17 protein-coding genes are annotated in these 17304 nt (G+C 47.9%); 12 read left to right on the top strand and 5 right to left on the bottom strand.

The window, feature by feature from the left end:
- Positions 1-24 precede the first annotated feature (24 nt).
- The 4 genes from J2X75_RS28645 to J2X75_RS28630 all read right to left on the bottom strand — a co-directional run bounded on the left by J2X75_RS28645 (position 25) and on the right by J2X75_RS28630 (position 3367).
- Positions 25-714, bottom strand: coding sequence for a hypothetical protein (locus J2X75_RS28645; RefSeq protein ID WP_310342839.1), 690 nt, complete (start codon positions 712-714; stop codon positions 25-27).
- A gap of 177 nt (positions 715-891) precedes the next feature.
- Positions 892-1059, bottom strand: coding sequence for a hypothetical protein (locus J2X75_RS28640; RefSeq protein WP_167483866.1), 168 nt, complete (start codon positions 1057-1059; stop codon positions 892-894).
- Positions 1060-1524: 465 nt separating this feature from the next.
- Positions 1525-2343, bottom strand: coding sequence for a zinc ribbon domain-containing protein (locus J2X75_RS28635; RefSeq protein ID WP_310342836.1), 819 nt, complete (start codon positions 2341-2343; stop codon positions 1525-1527).
- A 73-nt stretch (positions 2344-2416) separates the two neighbouring features.
- Complete coding sequence (locus J2X75_RS28630; protein WP_310342834.1) at positions 2417-3367, bottom strand: helix-turn-helix transcriptional regulator; 951 nt, start codon at positions 3365-3367, stop codon at positions 2417-2419.
- Between the two features lie 84 nt (positions 3368-3451).
- On the opposite strand from J2X75_RS28630, the gene J2X75_RS28625 reads away from it, so the two are divergent.
- From J2X75_RS28625 to J2X75_RS28605, 5 genes are all read left to right on the top strand, one after another.
- The gene (locus J2X75_RS28625; RefSeq protein WP_150364265.1) at positions 3452-4147 is read left to right on the top strand and encodes a response regulator transcription factor; all 696 of its coding nucleotides are present in this window, start codon (positions 3452-3454) and stop codon (positions 4145-4147) included.
- On the top strand, positions 4140-5228 hold the full coding sequence (locus tag J2X75_RS28620) for a HAMP domain-containing sensor histidine kinase (protein WP_310342825.1): 1089 nt from the start codon (positions 4140-4142) through the stop codon (positions 5226-5228). The genes J2X75_RS28625 and J2X75_RS28620 overlap by 8 nt, the downstream gene beginning before the upstream one ends.
- 99 nt (positions 5229-5327) lie before the next feature.
- Entirely contained in the window at positions 5328-6191 is an 864-nt protein-coding gene (locus tag J2X75_RS28615) for a M15 family metallopeptidase (protein WP_310342821.1), read from the top strand.
- Between the two features lie 27 nt (positions 6192-6218).
- Positions 6219-6779: a VanZ family protein gene (locus J2X75_RS28610; protein WP_310342819.1), complete on the top strand. Its 561-nt coding sequence runs from the start codon at positions 6219-6221 to the stop codon at positions 6777-6779.
- Positions 6780-6792: 13 nt separating this feature from the next.
- Positions 6793-7002, top strand: a complete 210-nt coding sequence (locus J2X75_RS28605) for a hypothetical protein (RefSeq protein ID WP_074093413.1) — start codon at positions 6793-6795, stop codon at positions 7000-7002.
- Positions 7003-7142: 140 nt separating this feature from the next.
- On the opposite strand, the gene acnA is transcribed toward J2X75_RS28605, so the two are convergent.
- Entirely contained in the window at positions 7143-9857 is a 2715-nt protein-coding gene (gene acnA / locus J2X75_RS28600) for an aconitate hydratase AcnA (RefSeq protein ID WP_310342817.1), read from the bottom strand.
- A 383-nt stretch (positions 9858-10240) separates the two neighbouring features.
- Here acnA and J2X75_RS28595 point away from each other — a divergent pair, with 383 nt between their 5' ends.
- From J2X75_RS28595 to J2X75_RS28565, 7 genes are all read left to right on the top strand, one after another.
- Entirely contained in the window at positions 10241-11239 is a 999-nt protein-coding gene (locus J2X75_RS28595; RefSeq protein ID WP_370511462.1) for an amidase domain-containing protein, read from the top strand.
- A gap of 137 nt (positions 11240-11376) precedes the next feature.
- Positions 11377-12477: a D-alanine--D-alanine ligase gene (locus J2X75_RS28590; RefSeq protein WP_310342815.1), complete on the top strand. Its 1101-nt coding sequence runs from the start codon at positions 11377-11379 to the stop codon at positions 12475-12477.
- 30 nt (positions 12478-12507) lie between these two features.
- The gene (locus J2X75_RS28585; protein ID WP_036614107.1) at positions 12508-12831 is read left to right on the top strand and encodes a hypothetical protein; all 324 of its coding nucleotides are present in this window, start codon (positions 12508-12510) and stop codon (positions 12829-12831) included.
- A 155-nt stretch (positions 12832-12986) separates the two neighbouring features.
- A complete protein-coding gene (uvsE, locus tag J2X75_RS28580; protein WP_310342810.1) occupies positions 12987-13988 on the top strand; it encodes a UV DNA damage repair endonuclease UvsE in 1002 nt (333 codons plus the stop codon).
- 107 nt (positions 13989-14095) lie between these two features.
- Positions 14096-14959: an inositol monophosphatase family protein gene (locus J2X75_RS28575; protein ID WP_197997992.1), complete on the top strand. Its 864-nt coding sequence runs from the start codon at positions 14096-14098 to the stop codon at positions 14957-14959.
- A gap of 229 nt (positions 14960-15188) precedes the next feature.
- On the top strand, positions 15189-15479 hold the full coding sequence (locus J2X75_RS28570; protein WP_124118739.1) for a hypothetical protein: 291 nt from the start codon (positions 15189-15191) through the stop codon (positions 15477-15479).
- Positions 15480-15782: 303 nt separating this feature from the next.
- The gene (locus tag J2X75_RS28565; protein ID WP_310342803.1) at positions 15783-17105 is read left to right on the top strand and encodes an SGNH/GDSL hydrolase family protein; all 1323 of its coding nucleotides are present in this window, start codon (positions 15783-15785) and stop codon (positions 17103-17105) included.
- Positions 17106-17304 lie beyond the last annotated feature (199 nt).

Genomic DNA, 17304 nt, shown 5'->3' with positions numbered 1-17304 from the left:
TAATATGTCACTCCAAATCCGCTACTACTGTCGAACCACACCCAAATTCTTCTCCAAATACTCCGCAAGCAATGCCAGCGGACTATGGATCGGAATACCTCTGTCTATTGTAACTTGTGCAGCTGCGGGAGCCATAGATAGTTGGGCTGCAACTACCCTTTTACCCGGATACTGCTCAGCAATCTGCTGTAAGCCTTCACGTACCGCTTCGATATACCCTTGCCGATCTCCACGCATAATCAACTCAAATGTCCCAGGGATGCACACCGCTTCCGTCTGAGATGTCTTGGCAACGTGTAGTTGCCCATTCTCATCCTCTTGCTGTAATGCCTGATTCACCCGTGCCATCGTCCCATCAACGGTTGCCGGGTTGGTGAATGCGATTATGTAATCTCCCGGTACTCGCCGCATCTCCTGCAATAACGGATCATCTATGCCGATCACAGGCACAGGGACCTGTGTGGCTTCCTGCTCCAGTACTGTCGCAAACAGGGTACACGTGACCAGAATGGCATCGGCATGACACTCAGCGATCCATTGGAGCGTCTGGGCTACCTTCTCGTGAATGACGACCTCGGAAAAGTCAGCGTCATGTTTAAGGCGGTCCAGACCTGGATCGACGTAATGGACCAATTCAACTTCATAAGGAGCAAGCGTTTCTTCAATTAAGGCGATGTTGGAATAGTGTGCGTGAAAACAACCAATGGTGATCATAGGCTAAGTCCCCTTTTACAGTTCGTATAATGTGATGGAAATCGTAGATATTTAAACCATTATAGAAACATGCCTGAGAACTGTACAGGTGTTTGCTACTCAACGCCAATAACCGCCCTTCCGCCAAGCTGCGGAAAGACGGTTGATAACCTACTTGAATAGGGTCCGGTGTCCATTTTATCGAAGGGAAGGAGAAGTACTCTTCTTCGCCATTTTTTGCTGCAGAATTTCATGAAAGGATAGACCTTGAGTGTTCTCATTCTCCTTTTTAGGAGCAGTGGTCGCCGTGTTGCGCGGATATTGGTGGTGGTACGGGATCATTTGCTGAATAGGCATGCGGATCATCTTGGTTCCTCCTTTAATGCATTTTTTTAAATTATGTATTTCGACTGTTTACCATGCCAGGTGGGCATATAGGTACATGTGACTTGTTAGACGAAATAAAAGAGTTTAAAGCGTAATTCCAATTGGATTGTAGTGATTTTACCCGGTTTTAAGGAGATGTAAACGTTTTTAGGGAAATTCAGGAGTAAAGGACCTGATTTGAAAGGATTGATATGGGAGAAACGAATCTGTTGTTATGTGAATAGTCCCAATTTTAAGGAAGTCAATGGTACCCGCTTATGAGGCATATTATCTGGTTAAATGATGCAAAGCATGCTAACTAACTTGGTACCATGGTCGGGTTGTTTAGGGGTAATGTAGTTACGGATATAACAAAAAAACTGCCGAGTGTACTCGGCAGCTTGCGTGATATGAAGAAGGATGCGAGGAAATTTTGATCCTTTCTGAGGTGGTATCGTGTTGGTTTTATCTACTTTGGCGAACAGCGATGTATATATCCACTTGTACACTTTCGGGATTCAGGCTGCGTTCATCATACAATTCAAAATCCCCGGTGAACGTACGATCACTTTGTTTGTCCCATGCCCACACGGCTCCCCAAGCTTCGCCAACAACCTCTGCCATCGGTCCTTTTCTGGAAGTGAATACGGCGTAAGTTGCAGGAGGGAGTAGAATGTCATCCAATCCTTCAGGCAATGATTCGTTCTGACTGACCTCATGCCCTACCAGTATGGTGTATTCTCCGGTTATGCCATCGGTGTAATCCGTGTAACAGCCATAGCGAACAACTTCAGGTGCAGGGAGGTGCTCTGAGGCAAAATAATTGTTCCAGAGTCCCTGAATACAGCCTTTGCCACTGATCTCAATGGCGTTGGTTGTGCGGGCGGATACGCCGGCAAGACGTTTGCCTGGGAGCGTGACATAACGAACGGGCTGGGCAGAGAACGAATGATCTGTTGTTGCCTGACCAGGATTAGCAGAAGCAGTAGAGTTTTCAGCGAGAGATTCTGCATGTTGATCCGTTGTATTTGTGCGCCAACGCTTCAAAAAAGGAAGCTGGTTACGCAGCATCGAACGAGCGGATTCCTCATCCATGCCCTCTTCCTTCAGAATGGCAGTGCACATCTCCGTCATGCCTTCGAGTGAAATACCGGGCTGCTCGAACTTACCCTCTTTGTAACAATAAATACAGTACTCACGGGTTGTGCTTCCATCTGCTTCCGTTCCGAAGTGGGCAGGTGCTGTGAGCGGCATGCCGCAGCTTTGACATACAGTGACGTTCATGATTAGTTCCTCCTCAAATATGTACAGATTGTATATATCTGAAGTATACGGGGAGGAACTGGACAGCTGTCTGTCAGGTTTGAGTCGGAGGTATATAATTTTGAACAATTTGTTCGGCTATACGGCAGATCTCGTCTCGAATATGCTGCGGTTCCAATACTTCAATGTCCGCGCCGAAGCCCAGAATGAACCCATATAACCAGTTATCCTCGGGAAAAGCAACCTGGCTAATATAATACCCAGTCCCATCAGGCATGACGTTCTCGATCCCAAACCATTCTTCCGCAATATGACGGACGCGAGCATGGAATTTCAAGGTTAACCTAGCTTGATTGTCCGGACGGCTCCATTCCTGTTGCCAGGGTCTGTCCTGTGGGTTGATGACTTTACGCTTGAAGTGCTCATTAGCAAGCGTGACATCTTGCATACGCACAAGCTTGAACATGCGAAATTGATTCCGCTCGTGACAAAAAGCATACAGATACCAGGAATGTTTCTTGAGTACGATGGTATGAGGGTCGGCAGTTCGGTGAGTCTGGATACCTTCCGCACTGCAGTAGGTAAAGGTTACGGGACGGAGTTGATCCATACCCTGTTCGATAAGTTCAAGCTTGATTTTCAGCGCTTCGGGATGCGTCCAGGTTGAATAATCAACGATGAATCGATTGGTATTGGCCTGAAAATCGTCATTTTTGGATTCAGGTACGATACTGCTGAGTTTTTCGACCAGAAGCTCACGCGCCGCATTAGCATGGGAAGTGGATACACTGCGCAGTGCAGTGACGATGGAAGCGAGGTCCTTGTCTGTTAATACGTTTCGATCCAGACGGTAACCCTCTGCCAGACCAATCCCGCCGCTTGCCCCCTGATACGTCACTACAGGGATGCCTGCTTGACCTAATGTATCGATGTCCCGATAGATGGTCCGGATCGATACTTCGAACATATCTGCCAAGTCTTTGGCTTGTACCCGTCCACGATTGATTAGCAGCACTACGATGGCTAATAATCGCTCCAGTTTCATATCTATGGATTCCTTTCATTGGTTTATCTGTTGGATTCAAATATGTTATATTGTTGAGCATCACACATAGGAGTGGAATAAGCAATGAAGCGAATTACGATTCTGATCGCAGACGATGAAGTTGAGATCGCTGATCTGGTTGCTTTACATTTACAAAAAGAAGGATATCACACCATCAAGGCCTTTGACGGGAAGGCGGCGGTTCAAGTTGTTCAGACCCAAGCGATCGATTTGGCGATTCTGGACATTATGATGCCTGGCATGGATGGTTATGAGGTGACCCGTAAAATTCGGGAACAGCATCATTTACCGATCATTTTCCTGAGTGCCAAAACGTCAGATATGGACAAAATTACGGGACTCGTGATGGGCGCGGACGATTATATGACCAAACCGTTCAATCCGATGGAGCTTGTTGCCCGGGTGAACTCCCAGTTGCGTCGTTCTCTGCAATTCAGCCAGTCTGCGCCTGTTCAGAGGTCCATTCTGGAGAAGGGCGGGCTCATCATCACGCCAGATCAACATCGCGTTACACTTTACGGCAAACCAGTGGAACTAACACCGAAGGAGTTCGACATTTTGTATCTGCTCGCGAGCCACCCCAAGCAGGTGTTCAGTGCAGAAAGTATTTTTGAACAGGTCTGGGGAGAAGCCTATTACGAGAGCGGGAATACCGTGATGGTCCACATTCGGACCCTGCGCAAAAAGCTGGGGGAAGATGTGAACAAGAACAAGTTTATCAAAACGATCTGGGGCGTGGGGTACACGTTTAATGACTAAACGAAGAAGTTTTCGTACAACCATGATTATGTTGTTAGGGTTAAGCATGCTTGCCTCTGGCGCAATCACTTATGGGATTTACAAGCTTTTACAAGCCTATTATTCGGGTGTCCGTGCAGAGGATCAGCTCGCTGAATATCGTCATTTTATGAAAAGTATCGGAGATATCTATTTCTTCCTGATCTTATTTATTCCACTGGCCATTCTATTTTTCTTCTGGTTTACCAAGCCCTACGCGACGTATTTCAAGGACATTTCTACAGGGATCAGGCATTTGGCCAATGGCGACTTTCAGCATCGTGTGCAGATCTCCTCGAAGGACGAGTTAGGTACGATTGCGGAGGATGTGAACCTGGCAAGTGAGAAGTTAAGGGAAGCGGTGGAACGAGGGGATTTTGCTGAAAATAGTAAGGACCAGCTTGTCGTCAATCTGGCGCATGATCTGCGAACACCGCTGACCTCGGTGCTTGGATATTTGGATCTGCTCATGAAAGATGATCAGCTAACGGAGGAGCAGGTACGGCACTTTACGTCGATTGCATTCACCAAATCACAGCGTCTGGAGAAGCTGATTGATGATTTGTTCGAAATTACCCGTATGAATTATGGCATGCTGCCTATAAACAAGACACAGCTGGATCTTAGCGAACTGCTGAAGCAGATGAACGAAGAACTCTATCCTGTATTTGAAAAGAACCAACTAGTTGCCCGACTAAAAATAGACACTGACCTTATGGTCTCCGGTGATGGCGAGCTGCTGGCCCGTGTGTTCGAGAATCTGCTAATTAACGCTGCACGGCATGGCAAGGATGGCATGTACGTAGATATTAATGGATATCGGGATGCAGAACAGGTCATCATTCAGGTAATTAACTATGGTGGACATATTCGTCCGGAAGAATTGCCACATATCTTCGATATGTATTACACCGGAGATCGTGCCAGGACTCCTCAGGAGGGTGGGACAGGCCTCGGACTGTTTATCGCTCGCAATATTGTGGAGCAGCATGACGGTACAATCTCGGCCCAGAGCGATGTGGTACGGACGCAGTTCGAAGTTCGTTTGCCCGTGTTCCAATAAGGTTGACGTCAAAATTTAAGAAAAACTTTAAAATTGCCCTGCTTTTTCTTTAACTTGTGTTGTCTATCCTTGATGTATGAGGTAAAAGGAGGAACAAGCATGAAGAAGTGGGCCTTTTTGATATGTATTATTTTGATCGGATATATCGTTACACAATCACCAGGATGGCTTCAGCAGAAGGAGGAGTTGCCCATCGAGATTCAGAATACGCGCGAAAATCCGGCAGGTTATACGGTATCCGTCACGGGAAATATTCAGGATCAGGTATATAAGGGGAACTTGTTACTGGTTAATAAGCAATACCCCATTGGCGCGGAAGGGGTTAAATCCGATATTGTATATATAGCGGATGAGGATGAGCTGCTTCGTGGATATGGAATCATGGATCGGAAAATCATGTTATCCCGGCAGGTGGCGCAGGAGTTTCAGAAGATGGTGGAAGCAGCAGGCGAAGAGGGAGTTCGATATTTTCTCGTCAGCAGCGGGTACAGGGACTTTGAAAAGCAGGACGAGCTATATCAGGAAAAGGGTTCAGACTATGCACTTCCTGCGGGTCACAGTGAGCACAATCTCGGGTTATCCCTGGATATCGGCTCCAGCCTGGCTGCCATGAATGAAGCACCAGAGGGTGCCTGGCTGGAGAAGAATGCATGGAAATACGGATTTATTTTGCGATACCCGAAGGATAAAGTACGTATCACGGGTATTCAGTATGAACCATGGCACTTTCGATATGTAGGGCTGCCGCATAGTGCTATCATGCATAAGAATAATTTGGTGCTGGAGGAGTATCTTGATTTGTTAAAAGACAAAGAGAACATTACTGTTGAAGTAGAGGGTGAGGAGTATCATATCCGTTATTACCAGGCCACCCAAGATACGCCCGTTTACATACCTGAGCACGGCCAAACTGAAATATCGGGTGATAACATGGATGGCATCATCGTCACCGTAAAGAAATAGCAGGCAACACAAGGGGGGAAGAGCAGCATGAAGCAGAACAACCAGAAGAAAACCAAACATTACATCCTTTGGACTGCTGTTTTCATTATCTATTTATATCTGCTGACTAAGCTGATCCTGTTCAAAGGAAGCCCGGTGGATTTTGGCATCGTGAAGGATCGACTGATGGCGTTCTTGCAACAACCGGATCTGGTCCATACCCGAACCGTCAACCTGACACCATTTCAGGAAATCTCACGAGACTGGAACAGTCTGTCGTTACATCGTCCTGGCACCGCAATCCATCTGGTAGGCAATATACTGGCCTTTATCCCTCTGGGCATCTTCATCCCTGTGTTGACGGGCAACAAGTTATTCTCTGGAGTAAAGGTACTCATACTGTCTCTGCTGCTCAGTCTGGGCTATGAAGTGACACAGTTAGTGACCGGCATGGGCATATTTGATGTGGATGATCTGATGCTTAATACACTCGGCGGCTTGATTGGATATATCATTTATACCATGGCTATGGGTCTGAAAAAGGTGTTGTCGGGAGGAGAATCCCGCGTGACGACGAAAAAGTTAAATTCTAAGGAAAGTCATGTGTAAGGAGGGAAAGAACTTGATTATAATGGCTGTACTGTTCATTAGCGCAGGGCTAATGTTTCTCGTGTATCCACACAAGGTAACGGATGCTTCGGAAAAACAGATTACGGAGCGAGTGATCATGTCTAGATGGGTTGGAGGCTCGTTAATTGCTCTGTCGTGTTTGTTTCTGATCATGGGCACGATTCAACTGTTAGATCAAGCCTCACATCACATTGGGCATTAAAAGGCAGTTGGCCTTGAAGATTGATTTTTAACCATATCCCGATTATAAAAAGCAAAGCCAAAAAAGCTCCCCGCCACGTGCTGATTGCACGTAATGGGGGGCTTTTTTGTATAACTTCATCGCATTAATGATTTATATCATTAAGCTTTTTTCATCATTTGACGCAATACGGTTTGCAGGATACCGCCGTTATGGTAGTAATCCACGTCAACCATGCTGTCCAGACGAGCGATGACAGGGAATTCGAACTGTGTACCGTCTTCACGAGTTACGGTAACTTTCAACTCTTGTCCTGGCTTCACGTCATTGCTGAGGCCAGTAATGTCATACGTTTCACGTCCGTTCAGACCAAGGCTGGACCAGCCGTGACCTTCCTGGAATTGCAATGGCATTACGCCCATGCCGACCAAGTTACTACGGTGAATCCGCTCGAAGCTTTCTGCGATAACGGCTTTGACGCCGAGCAGGAATGTTCCTTTTGCCGCCCAGTCACGGGAGCTTCCTGTACCATACTCTTTACCAGCGATAACGATCAGGTTCTGTCCTTCATCCTGATACTTCATGGAAGCATCGTAGATGGACATTTCTTCGTCCGTTGGCAGGTACTTCGTGATACCGCCTTCTGTACCAGGAGCTACCTGGTTACGAATACGAATGTTGGCAAACGTACCACGCATCATGACTTCATGGTTACCACGACGTGAACCGTAGGAGTTGAAGTCTTTGCGCTCTACGCCATGCTCTTTCAGATACAGTCCAGCCGGGCTGGATACGGCAATATTACCTGCTGGCGAGATGTGATCCGTTGTTACGGAATCCGCAAGCAATGCCATAACGCGTGCAGAACGGATATCTGCGATATCGTTCAACTTGTCGCCAAGCTCTTGGAAGAACGGAGGATTCTGAATGTACGTGGAGTTCGGATCCCACTCGTACAATTCACCTTCCGGTACAGAAATTGAATTCCAACGCTCATTGGCTGTAAATACATTCTCGTACTTGTTGCGGAACATCTGAGCGTTCAGGGAACTAGCGATGGTATCCTTGATTTCCTCGGAGGTAGGCCAGAGGTCTTTCAGGAATACAGGCTCATTGTTCGTATCATAACCGATTGGATCGGTTTCAAAGTCAATATTCACTGTACCCGCAAGTGCGTATGCCACAACGAGTGGTGGTGATGCCAGATAGTTGGCTTTAACCTGTGCATGCACACGGCCTTCGAAGTTACGGTTACCGGACAATACAGCCGCTACGGTCATATCGTTCTCAGCAATAGCTTCGCTCACTTCGTCCGGCAGTGGGCCGGAGTTACCGATGCATGTTGCACAACCGTAGCCGGCAACGTTGAATCCGAGTTTGTCTAGATACGTGATCAGACCTGCTTTTTCCAGGTACTCGGTAACAACAAGGGAACCTGGTGTCAGACTGCTTTTCACATATCCTGGTTTGGTCAGGCCGCGTTCAACTGCTTTTTTCGCCAGTAGTCCCGCTCCAACCATAACACTTGGATTCGAAGTGTTCGTACAACTTGTGATCGCCGCGATCACAACAGCGCCTGCTTTCAGTTCACTGGTGGAACCGTTCGGGTGCTTCACAGGTACGGATTGTTCGATTTTCTCATCGCTCAGACCGTAGCCGCCTTTATCTACAGGTGTGCGAATGATGCTGTTGAAGCTTTCTTTCATTTGTGTCAGCTCGATGCGATCCTGTGGACGTTTTGGTCCTGCAAGACTTGGTACAACAGAGCCGAGATCCAGTTCAATGACATCTGTGAATTCAGGATCAACGGTGCTGGAAGTACGGAACATGCCTTGAGCTTTGTAATAAGCTTCAACCAATTCTACCTGTTCGTCAGGACGGCCAGTGTTACGCAGATAGTTCAACGTTTCACTATCAACAGGGAAGAAACCGATGGTAGCGCCATATTCTGGTGCCATGTTGGCTACTGTTGCACGGTCAGCCAGACCGATGTTGGCAAGACCTGGACCGTAGAACTCAACGAATTTACCAACAACGCCTTTTTTACGAAGCAATTGGGTAACAGTGAGTGCCAGATCCGTTGCTGTTGCGCCTTCGCTCAGGCTGCCAGTCAGTTTGAAACCGATAACGTCCGGTGTTACAAAATAAAGCGGTTGGCCCAGCATACCTGCTTCAGCCTCAATACCACCAACACCCCAACCAACAACGCCAAGTCCGTTGATCATGGTGGTGTGGGAGTCTGTACCTACGAGGGAATCCGGGAATACAACGGTTTCGCCGTCCACGGTTTTGGTTGCTGCCACGGAAGCCAGATACTCCAGGTTAACCTGGTGAACGATCCCTGTGGATGGTGGAACTGCACGGAAGTTGTTGAATGCCGTTTGCGCCCAACGCAAGAAGCGGTAACGCTCTTCATTACGCTCGAACTCGACTTTGATATTGTAATCAAGTGCATCGTTGGTACCAAAAGCATCAACCATGACGGAGTGGTCAATAACGAGATCGACCGGTACGAGCGGGTTGATCTGTTTTGGATCGCCGCCTGCTTTTTTCACAGTATCACGCATTGCAGCGAGGTCAACGACAACCGGTACACCGGTGAAATCCTGCAGAACGATACGTGCAGGGATGAATGGAATTTCCTTGTTATTATCACGGCCATCTGCCCAGCCGGTCAGTTGTTTTACGTGTTCTTCGGTGATGGCACGTCCGTCGAATTGACGAATTGCTGCTTCAAGCAACACTTTAATGGAGAAAGGAAGCCTGGAAAGATCGCCGTGGCCGTTTTCCTGAAGAGCATCGAGACTGTAGTAGCGGTAAGACTTGCCTCCAACCTCAAGACTGCGAGCGGCGGAGAAATGATTCTTTGCTGACATACATGTACCTCCTTGGGATGTGTCGGTGAGATGAAGAAAACGTTCATTTAGGTGAAGAACAGGCCTTCATCGTTCCGTGTTCTTGATTGTTAGTTTCATCAGATGAAACGTAATTTCATAATCATAACTTTAGTTTTAAGTATACCGTTTTCACCTCCGTACGTAAAGGTCTTTTTGCCTGATCAAGCAAGCTTTTGGAGCGATGAAGGCGTTTTCGTGAAGCGAGCAGGAATAAGATATCTTGTGTACCTGTATTTGCCGAATTTCGGATCTCTCTCCTGAGCCGTGCACATACAACCGAAGACCCTTTCATATGAATAGTAGGAGTTTATATACGCAATGCAATATTCCAGACAGAACTCATGCCAAAGGGGGACATAGGCTTGGAACGGGAATGGAAGAGTGCCTTATATACTTACGTGAACCAGTACAATCGCTGTGAGATCGACTACCGTCCACAGACCAGCGAACGGATCGTTACCGATCCTGACTTCGTGGTGGAACGGGGAGAGCGTATGGCAAGGCTGGACGAATGGTATCGTAAGCGGCGCGCCGTGCCTCTTCGCAGCGAGACCAGCGCCAAGCTTGTGCGCACGCTTATGGATGGCCAGGAAGAAGCGGTGGTGGATGTACAATTGTACAGCAGACTGTTCTACGAGAAGAGCGGGATCACCCACCGGGAGGACCGGATTGAGCGGGAGCGGTTAACCTTTCTGCGGCAGAGTGGTGGATGGATCATTGGACGGGTCGAGCGAGAAGTGCCGGAGCGTCGCCCTGCTGGGGAAGGGCGTCCGTTTCAACAAGCTGATTTTGTACAGGCGATGAATCGGCCGCTGCTGAATCGGGAAGTGTTGGGTCAAGGAAGAAGCTCACGGCAACAGTCATATCGCAGAGATCTGGCAGTTGCCTATGCAGATCGGTGGTGGAATGCGGGCAATCCGGCATTTGAGGAATTTGATGTGGATTGTACCAATTACGTGTCCCAATGTCTCTTTGCAGGGGGCGCACCCATCCACTATACTGGTAGAAGAGAAGCCGGCTGGTGGTATAAAGGGTATGTGAACGGCTCTGAAATGTGGAGTTACAGTTGGGCAGTTTCCAACAGTCTGGAGCGTTATTTGTCAGGCAGCAGCTGGGGTCTGACCGCGACAGAAGTGGAGCGTCCTGAGCAGCTGATGCTCGGCGATGTTATTCTCTACGATTGGGATGGAGATGGACGATTTCAGCACAGCACCGTTGTGACCGCGTTTGATGCGGGCGGTATGCCGCTTGTTAACGCACATACGGTTAGCAGCCGTCACCGCTTTTGGGATTACCGGGATTCTTACGCTTGGACGGAGCGGACGGTATACCGGCTTTTTCATATTGCAGATGAGTTTTGATGACGAAAGATTTTCGGGATGCGGTGACGCAGACATCCAGTTCCGTGTAAAATAAGACCAGATAACACAAGCAGAATAACAAGGGTGCTGAGCATGCAAACATGACAGCATCAGGCACAGATAATCGGAGGGTACACATGAGTATGGATAAATTAAAAGTAGGCGTCGTGTACGGCGGAAAATCGGGCGAGCATGAGGTGTCGCTGCAAACGGCGTTTGCTGTAACAAACGCATTTGATTATGAAAAGTATGAACTGGTTCCTTTTTATATCTCCAAGCAGGGGACGTGGAAAAAAGGACCTGTCATGCATGCGCCGTTCGCGCAGATTGAAGATCTGAAGCTGGATCAATCGGCGGGTGGAACGCAGGATGCGCTGAACGCCCTGTTTGGCCGTTTGTATGGCGGAGCAGAAGCGCTGGACGTGATGTTCCCTCTGCTGCATGGTACGTTTGGAGAGGATGGCACCATTCAGGGCATGTTCGAGATGGCGGATATGCCATATGTAGGTGCGGGTGTACTCGCTTCGGCTGGCGGCATGGACAAAGTGGTCATGAAAAAGCTGTTTGCACAGGCTGGCATTGACCAATGTGCTTTTACGTATTTTAACGCGACACAATGGAAGCAGACAGAGCACGAAATGATCGTACAGGTCGAAGATCAGCTGGGGTATCCTTGTTTTATCAAACCGGCAAATTTGGGCTCCAGTGTAGGCATCTCCAAAGCACGTAACCGCGATGAACTGAAGACAGCTGTTGAGTTCGCACTTCGGTATGATACGAAGGTTGTCATTGAGGAGTTCGTTGAAGCCCGCGAAGTTGAGGTCAGCGTCCTCGGCAATGATGAGCCGATGGCTTCCGTTCCAGGTGAGATCGTATCCTCCGGTGAGTATTATGACTATGCAGCCAAGTATATTGATGGTCAATCACAGATGCTGATTCCAGCTCCACTGGACCCAGAGGCCGCAGATCGCATTCGCGAGGCAGCTTTGCAGGCGTTCCGTGCGATTGAAGGTAACGGCATTTCACGTGCGGACTTCTTCATTCGGAAAAATGACGGCGCATTGCTTATTAATGAAGTCAACACCATGCCTGGTTTCACACCATACAGCATGTATCCACTTCTTTGGCGTGAGACAGGTGTATCGTATGCCGAACTGTTGGATCGCATGATTGAGCTGGCACTGGAGCGTTACAACCGTAAGCAGGCACTGAATTACGAGAACGGCGTACAGGCGTAGCCTGCGACCACAAGATCAGGAGGGATATGCATGGGATTTCAGACTGAATTCAATTCCGTATGCAAGTTCAAGAATGAGCAGGAGCTGTTCGAACTGCTTGAATACGGACGCGGCAAAATGGTCAAACAGGGCTTCCGGGTATTTCCTACCGGCCAGAAAGTGATTGCATACACACCGGATAACGTGGCTGTAGCCATCGTCAAGATCGTGGTTTCCATTGCAGAGATCAACTTCCAGGGGCAAGAGGTAACCGAGGTGGAGATGCAACTCATCCGCAAATTGACTGAGGAAGAATCACGCATTCAGACTGCCCTTGCAGATGAGATGTTCTTTGGAGAGCAAGCACAGGAGTAGTTGTTGACTGTAAGTGCGGGTCGGATAGACTGATTTGTCAGAATACGATTATGGTCACTCTTTTAGGGTAAAACTTGGTTATATACAGTGACGGTACATCCTGATGGCTGAATATGCCGTGCGGGTTTCCCGCCCTAATAGAGAGGAAGAGATTCATGCTCGTACGCTTTGGTTACGTGGCAATGTCCGTGCTTATAGAGAATGCCTCGCCTTCCCGGACCATGACCATGTCGAGTTTTAACAAAATCGATGACAGGGAAGCAGCGATCCGAAAGCTCGAACGGATTGCAGCCGAGAACCTGCACAATACATTACGTTTGCTCAGGCACAACAAGGGTAGCCATATTCATGTATATCGCTTCTCTTCCAAATTGATTCCACTGGCAACACACGAGGACCTGAATGACTGGGACCCGTTCCCGGCACTGAAGCAGGACTTTGCGGTCATTGGTGATTTTGTGAAGGAAAATCATATGCGTGTGTCCTTTCATCCGGATCATTTTACCGTACTTAGTACCCCCCGCGAGCAAGTTCTGCACAACTCGATTCGCGACCTTCGTCATCATGTTCGGATGCTGGATGCCATGGGGCTGAATGCCACTGCCAAGAACAATATACATATTGGTGGTGCATACGGGGACAAGCCTTCGGCGGCGCTTCGTTTTGAAGAAAACTTTTTGAAGCTGGATCGGGACATTCAGGAGCGGCTCACACTCGAAAATGATGACAAAACGTTCAATGCGCCTGAGACACTTGCCGTGTGCCAGCGCTTGGGATTGCCCATGGTACTGGATATCCATCACCATTGGGTGAACAACGAAGGAGAACAGGCATGGGATCTGTGGCCTGATATTCTAAAGACCTGGCAGTCACCGCTTGCCCAGGCAGATTCACCGGCTGATCAGCCATTGCCACCCAAAATCCATGTCTCCAGTCCAAAGAGTGAGAAGGATCTGCGAGGTCACGCCGATGGTGTAGAGGTAGAGCCTGTGCTCGACTTCTTGCGTCATATCGCAGCAGATACCCCAAGGATTGACGTGATGATCGAGGCTAAACGCAAAGATGAGGCACTTGTACAACTGATGCAGAAGCTGGCATTCTATCACGAAGAGGGTGTGGAGTGGGTGGACGAGTCTACCGTCATCATTCATCCGTAGTGCCAAAAGGGGCCTGGGCAACGAGAAACTTTACGACCTGTGGGGCGTATACTTTTAACAAGTATTTCAACTTTTCGTAGATTGATATAGAAAGTAGAGTGAACGCTTTGAATGAGAAGGAAAAGACACCTTATGTCGTGACAAGCAAAAGCTATACTGCCGTTGCCATTAATGCAGCTTCCAAAGCTGGCGAATGGATCAAAAGCCGTCTTGGGACGGTAGCTGAACTTGGCACCAAATATTCACCCCAAGATCTGGTGACCGAAGTGGATAAAGGAGCGGAACAGATGATCCGCCGCCTGATTCTTACGCATTTTCCCCACCATGCCATTCTGGGTGAAGAAGGCGTAGAACCGGGACCGGAAGCTTCGGCAAAAGCACTGAAAGAGGCCGAGGAAGAAGAGTTCCTGTGGATTGTTGATCCTGTGGACGGAACGACGAACTTTGTACACGGATTCCCGTTTTATTCGGTGTCCATCGCATTGGCTCACAATGGTGAAGTCATTGTTGGCGTGATCTACGACCCTTCCCGTGATGAAATGTTTGTTGCGGAAAAAGGGAAAGGAGCATATGTTCACGGAAACCGGATGCTTGTATCTGGTGAACAAGAACTGGCTCAGAGCCTGATTGCGGTTGGATTCCCGGCAGACACAACCTTTGCGTTGCCACTGAATATGGCCGCTGTGCAGGCGCTTGCTCCGCAAGTTCGTAACTTGCGTGCAGGCGGATCTGCCGCCCTTCATCTGGCATATGTTGCCGCAGGACGCCTCAGCGCCTACACCGAAGTTGGATTGAAACCGTGGGATATTGCCGCAGGTGCGCTGCTGGTTGAAGAATCCGGCGGCAAGGTGACCGATACCATCGGAACGCCTTACCAACTGTCTGTGAACCATGTCGTTGCCAGCAATGGCAAAATCCATGATGCACTGACGGATGTGCTGAAGGAAGCGAAGGCTACCGGGTTGGAGTGAGTTAGTTCAACTCATTGATGCTTTAATAACCTGTAATTGTACATTAACGGAGGGGACAGAAAGCATTTGAAGAAACGAAGTGCTCGCCTTTATCACCTGATTTCTTCCTTGGAAAAGGGAATCAAAGAAATCTGGGGATAACAGCGATCGGAAGATGATTCTGTACACGAAGTGGACGTCCAATAGTATAGGTAACGCATGTATGACTTTGATTAAAGGAGCGAAAACAATGGATGAATCCAAAGAACTGGAACGACGGCTCAGTGATATGCTGACGGAAGGGGACATGGAAGAGTCCGGCGACACCGATCAGCGTGAACGCCAGCTGATTCCTCCCAAGTATGAAGTGCGAATCCAGACAGAACGTGATCCAATTGTCGAGGAAACGTTAAAGTACCGGAAGATGGCACGCGAAGTGGATGATCGTTATGATCGATATCTGGAGCGAACTATCGGGAACAAACCGGAGAGCGACAAGGGTCATTCAAATTCTGAGGACTCGAATAAGCCGCAATCTTAACTAATCACTGAACGTCATAGCTGAGCTTAACCAATAACAGGCTCCCCATCAGGGAGTCTGTTATTTCATGTGTGCTCTCAGCAGAGAGGACAACACCTACTTTAAAATGATAGAATAGAGTAACACCAACTGATGTCATTGGAATGACCAATGTACTATACAATAGTGAGGTTGTTCAAAAAGTCCGCTTTTGATTACGAAGGATGCCTAGCTTCATCCCATCTTCTCGGTACTGAAAACCGACCTTTTTGAACACGTACATTTAGTGTAATTATAGATTCACGAGAAGGAGTGTTACCCTGAATGAAGCGTAAACGTATATGGGAAAATACTGCTGCCGGTTTAACGGTAAGCATGTTGGCAGGAATGCTGCTCTTTACATCATCCGCATTGCCTGCACACGCGGCTGATACCAAAACCGGTGTATTACCAGCAGGTACTAACGAGGCTTCGCTGACTGCGAAGAAAGATGCAGTAGCCGTAACCAAGGAGTTCCGCATTGTCACATTGGGAGATTCCATAACGGTAGGTTATGAGCCCAACACAAAAGAATTGCCTTATGGTTATGTAGAACGTCTGCATGAGCAAGGTTTGCTGCATGGACGTACACAAGTGGACAACTACGGGATTGCCGGATTGAAAACCAGTGGCCTGAAAAACTTCACTACTGCAATTAAGGATGGCAAAACGCTGACTTCTGAAGCTATTCAACCAAGTCTTCCTGATCCAAGAGCGGGACAGATCGGAGCCAATACTGCTGCAATCCGTGAGAGTGTAGCACAGGCCAATCTGGTTGCAATTACCATTGGGGGAAATGATGTATCTGAGCTTCTCGGTACAGCAGACAAACTGAGCGATCAGGATCTGCAAGCCAAGGTAAAAGAATTACTCGCAACATATACAGCCAATGTTAGTGCAACGATTAATGATATCCATGAAATTAATCCGACAGCTAAAATTGTCATCGCTGACCAGTATCAACCGATGCCAGAAGTAGCAGGCAAGGCACTGTATGCCAAACTGATGGAGGCATCCCAAGGTTTCACACAGACCATTGATGGCATTGCAGCACAATTCACTGCTCAAGGTACCGATGTCAAAGTCGCACACGTGGCCAAGGAGTTTGTTGGTGGTGAAGGTACGATGACACATATGATCAAAGATCGTGATTTCCACCCGAACCAATTTGGATATGCGGCCATTGCCGAAGTATTTGCCAAAACGATTTGGGGAGATTACACCAAGCTGACTGCACCTGCGACAGGTGAGCCAATGAATATTATTGTGAGTGGCAAAACATTAAATACTCCGTACAAACCGATTATCCGTAACGGCAAAAACTTTGTGGCGATTCAAGACATCGTAAACGCTGTGGGTGCTACTACGGTGTGGGATAACAAAACTTCAACCGCAACCATTACATATGGAGACCGAAAGGTTGCTGTGAAGATTGGTGCCAATGCTGTGAAGGTAAATGGAGCATCGGTTACTGTGGATACACCTGCATTCCTGAATAAGGTAGGCAAAGAGTCCAAAACATATGTACCACTTGCCATGGTGGCTGAAGGTCTTGGCTTTGATGTGCAATATGTAGCGAAGCTGAAAACTGTTTTTGTTAATCCGTAAATTGTATTTCATGTTTTAACATGATGTTATTCAAACAGCCAGAATACCTTGATCTGTTCAAGGTATTCTGGCTGTTTTGTGTTCTTTTTGCGTTGCTGACACAGATGTATACCTTCTCTAATGACCTGAAATGTTGCATAAATATATCTTGTCAGATGACCAATGGATGTGTAAATATGAAAATAACTTACAATAAAAC

It is taken from the genome of Paenibacillus sp. 2003 (genome assembly GCF_031455635.1).
In the GTDB taxonomy this organism is placed as follows: Bacteria; Bacillota; Bacilli; order Paenibacillales; family Paenibacillaceae; genus Paenibacillus; species Paenibacillus amylolyticus_B.
Note: the sequence above shows the minus strand (reverse complement) of the source record. Positions and strands in the feature narration are given on the sequence as shown.